The organism is Streptomyces sp. KR55 (assembly GCF_052245645.1).
Lineage (GTDB): Bacteria > Actinomycetota > Actinomycetes > Streptomycetales > Streptomycetaceae > Streptomyces > Streptomyces flavusporus.
In genome coordinates this window covers 1-4,944 of sequence record NZ_JBQQCE010000601.1, presented here as the reverse complement: position 1 = coordinate 4,944, position 4,944 = coordinate 1, and the positions used below count along the sequence as shown (strand labels likewise).

At 71.4% G+C, this 4,944-nt stretch carries 4 protein-coding genes and 2 pseudogenes; 3 read left to right on the top strand and 3 right to left on the bottom strand.

The annotated features are described in order from the left end of the window. The coding region (locus ACTWQJ_RS46345; protein ID WP_443312395.1) for a dipeptidase at positions 1 to 1,348 on the bottom strand (1,348 nt) is incomplete at its 3' end. Between the two features lie 236 nt (positions 1,349 to 1,584). Between ACTWQJ_RS46345 and ACTWQJ_RS46340 the strand changes: the two genes are divergently transcribed. Continuing rightward, the gene (locus tag ACTWQJ_RS46340) at positions 1,585 to 2,823 is read left to right on the top strand and encodes a geranylgeranyl reductase family protein (RefSeq protein ID WP_443312394.1); all 1,239 of its coding nucleotides are present in this window, start codon (positions 1,585 to 1,587) and stop codon (positions 2,821 to 2,823) included. On the opposite strand, the gene ACTWQJ_RS46335 is transcribed toward ACTWQJ_RS46340, so the two are convergent. Then, positions 2,813 to 3,280 carry a nitroreductase family deazaflavin-dependent oxidoreductase gene (locus ACTWQJ_RS46335; RefSeq protein ID WP_443312393.1) on the bottom strand — a complete coding sequence of 156 codons (468 nt, stop codon included), beginning with the start codon at positions 3,278 to 3,280 and terminating at the stop codon, positions 2,813 to 2,815. The two genes, ACTWQJ_RS46340 and ACTWQJ_RS46335, sit on opposite strands and share 11 nt — an antisense overlap. Before the next feature lie 342 nt (positions 3,281 to 3,622). Here ACTWQJ_RS46335 and ACTWQJ_RS46330 point away from each other — a divergent pair, with 342 nt between their 5' ends. After that, positions 3,623 to 4,390 (top strand): TetR/AcrR family transcriptional regulator, encoded by a 768-nt coding sequence (locus tag ACTWQJ_RS46330; RefSeq protein ID WP_443312392.1) that lies wholly within the window; start codon positions 3,623 to 3,625, stop codon positions 4,388 to 4,390. On the opposite strand, the pseudogene ACTWQJ_RS46325 reads toward ACTWQJ_RS46330, so the two are convergent. Then, a pseudogene (locus ACTWQJ_RS46325) lies at positions 4,312 to 4,497 on the bottom strand (hypothetical protein); the annotation flags it as partial. The gene ACTWQJ_RS46330 and the pseudogene ACTWQJ_RS46325 sit on opposite strands and share 79 nt — an antisense overlap. 143 nt (positions 4,498 to 4,640) lie before the next feature. Here ACTWQJ_RS46325 and ACTWQJ_RS46320 point away from each other — a divergent pair. Then, positions 4,641 to 4,944, top strand: a pseudogene (locus ACTWQJ_RS46320) (sensor histidine kinase); the annotation flags it as partial.

The following is a 4,944-nucleotide window of genomic DNA, read 5'->3' as shown; positions in this document are numbered from 1 at the left end:
CCGCGGAGTTGCGCAGGAACAAGGCCTCCGCCACCGACGGCCGCTCCAGTTCCTCTGTGTACACGCTCTCGTCCACGGCGTGGATCTGGGCCTCCGGCTCGCTCAGGCCGATGAGGAGGATCTCCGCGCGCGGGTAGAGCGCGGCGAGGGTGTTGCACAGCGGGATCGAGCCGCCCTGCCCCGCGTACTGCATCTCCTGGCCCGGGTATGCCACCGCCATCGCGTCGGCCATCGCCTGGTACGCCGGGCTGGTCGTGTCGGCGCGGAACGCCTGGCCCTGGCCGATCTGCTCGGTGCTCACCCGCGCACCCCACGGCGTGTGGGTCTCGATGTGCGCCTGGAGCAGCTTGGTCGCCTCGGCCGCGTCCACGCCCGGCGGCACCCGCAGGCTGATCAGCGCCCGGGCGCTCGCCTGCACGGACGGGGTGGCGCCGACGACCGGCGGGCAGTCGATACCGAGCACGGTGACCGCCGGACGCGCCCAGATCCGGTCGGCGACCGTACCGGAGCCGATCAGACCGACGCCGTCGAGCACCTTGGCGTCCTTGCGGAACTGCTCGTCCGCGTACTGCAGACCCTCCCACCGCGCCTCGGACGTGAGTCCGTCGACCGTCGTCGAACCGTCCTCGGCGCGCAGCGAGTCCAGTACGCGGATCAGCGCGGCCAGCGCGTCCGGCGCCGCGCCGCCGAACTGGCCCGAGTGCAGGTTGCCTTCGAGCGTGTCGACCCGCACCCGTACGAGGGTCATGCCCCGCAGGGTCGAGGTCACCGTCGGCAGCCCGACGCGGAAGTTGCCCGCGTCGCCGATGACGATCGTGTCGGCCTCCAGGAGCTCCGGGTGCTCCTCGGCGTACCGCTCCAGGCCGCCCGTGCCCGTCTCCTCGGACCCCTCGGCGATCACCTTGACGTGCACCGGCACGCCGCCGTTCGCCTTGAGCGCGCGCAGCGCCAACAGGTGCATGATCACGCCGCCCTTGCAGTCGGCGGCACCGCGCCCGTACCAGCGGCCGTCGCGCTCGGTCAGCTCGAAGGGCGGGGTCGTCCAGGCGGCCTCGTCCAGCGGCGGCTGCACGTCGTAGTGCGCGTAGAGCAGGACGGTCTTCGCGCCCTCGGGACCGGGCAGGTAGCCGTACACCGACTGCGTCCCGTCCGGGGTGTCGAGCAGCGCCACGTCCTCGAAGCCCTCGGCGCGCAGCGCGTCCGCCACCCAGCGCGCGGCGCCCTCGCTCTCGCTCCGCGGGAACTGGTCGAAGTCCGCCACCGACTTGAAGGCCACCAGCTCGGTGAGCTCAGCTTTCGCCCTGGGCATCAGCGAGGCGACGGTCTCGGCGACCGGATTCGACGACATGGGCACGCTCCTCGTAGGTGCGACGTTGTACTTCTCGGTACGGGTCTGCGCGGTGGGCCCGTGGTGTGGTGCACGGACATCCGCTGCGGTGCGCGCGGATGACCGCGCGTGTGTAGGCGCGTCCTGGTGTACGGGCGCATACGCTGCCGATCCTCCCACAGCGGTCGGCGGCGATGCCCGCCGTAGGATGCGGGGGACAGATGCGGCAGGCGGCGGATCGGGAGCAGCAGACCATCGTGAGCAGCGAGAACTCTTCGGCGGACGACGACGTGCGGCAGGTGTGGGACGTCGTCGTGGTGGGCGCGGGACCCGCAGGGGCTTCGGCCGCCTACGCGGCGGCGGTCGCGGGACGGCGCGTGCTGTTGCTGGAGAAGGCGGAGCTGCCCCGGTACAAGACGTGCGGCGGCGGGATCATCGGCCCTTCGCGCGACGCGCTGCCGCCCGGCTTCGAACTGCCCCTGCAGGACCGGGTGCACGCGGTGACGTTCTCCAACAACGGACGGTTCACCCGTACCCGGCGTTCCAGGCAGATGCTCTTCGGGCTGGTCAACCGGCCCGAGTTCGACCAGCAGCTCGTCGAGCAGGCCCAGAAGGCGGGCGCCGAACTCCGCACGGACGTCACGGTGTCGCGGGTCGAGCAGCACGGACCGGCGGTGCCCGACCGGCGTACGGTCGCCGTCGTCCTGCAGGGCGGTGAGACGGTGCTGGCACGTGCGGTGGTCGGCGCGGACGGCAGCGCCAGCCGGATAGGAGCCCACGTCGGGGTCAAGCTCGAGCAGGTGGACCTCGGCCTGGAGCTGGAGATCCCGGTTCCGGAGACGGTTGCCGAGGACTGGAAGGGGCGCGTCCTCATCGACTGGGGGCCGATTCCCGGGAGTTACGGCTGGGTCTTCCCCAAGGGCGACACGCTGACGGTCGGAGTGATCTCCGCACGCGGTGAAGGCGCCGCGACCAAGCGCTACTTGGAGGACTTCGTCGGGCGGCTGGGACTCGCCGGCTTCGAACCGAGCATCTCCTCCGGCCATCTGACCCGGTGCCGCGCAGACGACTCGCCGCTGTCGAGGGGGCGGGTGCTGGTGTGCGGGGACGCGGCGGGGCTGCTGGAGCCGTGGACGCGGGAGGGCATCTCCTTCGCGCTGCGGTCGGGGCGGCTCGCGGGGGAGTGGGCGGTGCGGATCGCCGAGGCGCACGACGCGGTGGACACCCGTAGGCAGGCCCTGAACTACGCGTTCGCGATCAAGGCGGGGCTGGGCGTGGAGATGGCCGTCGGCAAGCGCCTGCTGACGGTGTTCGAGCGGCGTCCCGGTCTCTTCCATGCGGCCGTGACCGGGTTCCGGCCCGCATGGAAGGCGTTCATGGACATCACGCGCGGCGCCACGTCCCTGGGCGAGATCGTCCGCAGTCATCCCCTGGCCCAGCGCGCCCTGACCGCGCTGGACCGCCGGCCCACACCGGGTGGCGAGGTCAGCTCCTGACGCCCGTGGCGTTCGTGTAGGTGATCCGGAAGACGGGGTGGTCGGGGGCGATACGGCGCAGCTCCTCGTCCGAGGAGTCGGGACCGACACCTTTGAAGAAGACGCCGACTTCGGCCTTCCAGCGCTTGAGATAGGCGCGCAGCAGCGGGGGCTTGTCGTCGTCGGCGATCTCGGTCGCGGTGAACACGTCCACGTTCTTGCCGAGCCTGAGCTCGCCGCCGCCCGCGGCCCGCATGTTGTGCGTCCACTGGACGTGGCCGCGGGGGGCGACGAGGTACTGCTGTCCGTCCACGGTCAGCAGGTTCACGGGGGTGGTCCGCCACGCGCCGCTCTTGCGGCCGCGGACCGCGAGCACCCGGGAGCCCCAGATGCTGATGCCGCGACGGGTCATCCCGGCCACCGCGCGATTGAAGACGTTGACGGTGAACCAGCCGGGCTTCTGGACGTGGGTGGACATGTGGACTTCCTCCTGGAAGCGGGGATGGGCGGCCGAAGTGGGAGTGGGCGGCGGAAGAGCAGCTGAAGTGGGATGGGAGGGGCGGGAAGTGTGAGCAGTGCTCTCGCTTGAGAGCAGTGTGGCGGAGATCGGTGCTCTAAAGCAAGAGCAATGCTCTCTTTTTTGAGCGGTGCTCTGTCTGGTGCTCACGCAACGGAGCGGCAGCCGCAAAGCAGTTCCCCGCTCGCACAACGGAGCACCAGCCACGAAGCAGTCCCCCGCTCTCACAACGAAGCACCAGTCACGAGACGGCGCACCGCTCACGCTGTAGAGCACCGCTCCGGAACATGGGAAACTTCCCCCATGTCCAGCAGCACCACACACGGCGCCCGCGCCCGAGCCAGGATCGAAGTCACCGCGGCCATCAAGGACGAGGCCCGCAGACAGCTCGCGGCCGAAGGGGCCGCCAAGCTCTCGCTGCGCGCGGTCGCCCGCGAGCTCGGCATGGTCTCCTCCGCCGTCTACCGCTACTTCCCCAGCCGCGACGACCTGCTCACCGCGCTCATCATCGACGCGTACAACTCCCTCGGCGAGGCCGCCGAGGCAGCGCATGACGCGGTCGCCGAGGCCGGCCCCGTGCAGCGTTGGGAATCCGTCTGTGAGGCCGTGCGCACCTGGGCGCTGACGCATCCGCACGAGTACGCGCTGATCTACGGCTCCCCGGTGCCCGGCTACTCCGCACCGCAGACGACCGTCGAGGCCGCGGGGCGCATCGGTTTCCTGCTGATCGCCATCGTGCGCGACGCGCACCAGGGTCTCGGGGTGGCCAAGCCCCGGCTGACCGCCGAGCTGCGCCCGGAGGCCGTGCGGATGGCCGCCGATCTCGCGCCCGACCTCCCGCCCGAGGTGGTGACGACCCTCGTGGCGGCCTGGGCGCAGCTGTTCGGGCTGGTGGGGTTCGAGGTGTTCGGGCAGTTCAATCGGATCGTGGAGGACCGGGAGCCGTTCTTCCGGCACGCCGTGGCGGAGCTCGCCCACACCGTCGGCCTCGTCTATCCGCAGCAGGGGCGCGCGGCGAAGACCCGCCAGGGCACCCGGAGCACCGGCAAGGGCAGCAGGTCGGGCTCCTGACGCAGGATCCGGGTGTGCAGTGACCGGAACGCGCGCCCCGGGTCCGCGCCCATCGCCTCGGTAAGCCGTTGCCTTACGCCCGAGCAGGCGGCGAGCGCGTCCCGCGGACGGCCGGCCCGTCACAGGATGGGCTGCGCCGGCTGCGGATCAGGGAGGCCGGCGAGGTGGGGGAGGTACTTCGCCGGGAGTACGTGTGATCACCTCGCCCGGGTGACGCCGTCGGTGGCGCGCGCGGTCTAGCGTGGCGGTCATGGAGGAGCAGCGCATACGGCGGGGCGGACCGCCCATGCGGTGGGGTCATGGGCCGCCGTGGCTGAACCGCTGGGACGAGAAGCGTGCGGTCCGGTGGCCCTGGCGTTCCACGGTGCTCCTGACCGTCTTCGTGCTGACGGGCTCCAACTTCGCCGCGCACGCCCAGGAGGGCGAGCGGGCGGCCCTCGACCTCTTCGCGCGCGTGCTGCTGCTCGTGGCCGCGGGACAGTTGCTGTGGCGGCTGCGGTACCCGGTGCCCGTCGTGTTCGGCACCGCGTCGACCGTCGCGGTGTATCTGGGTG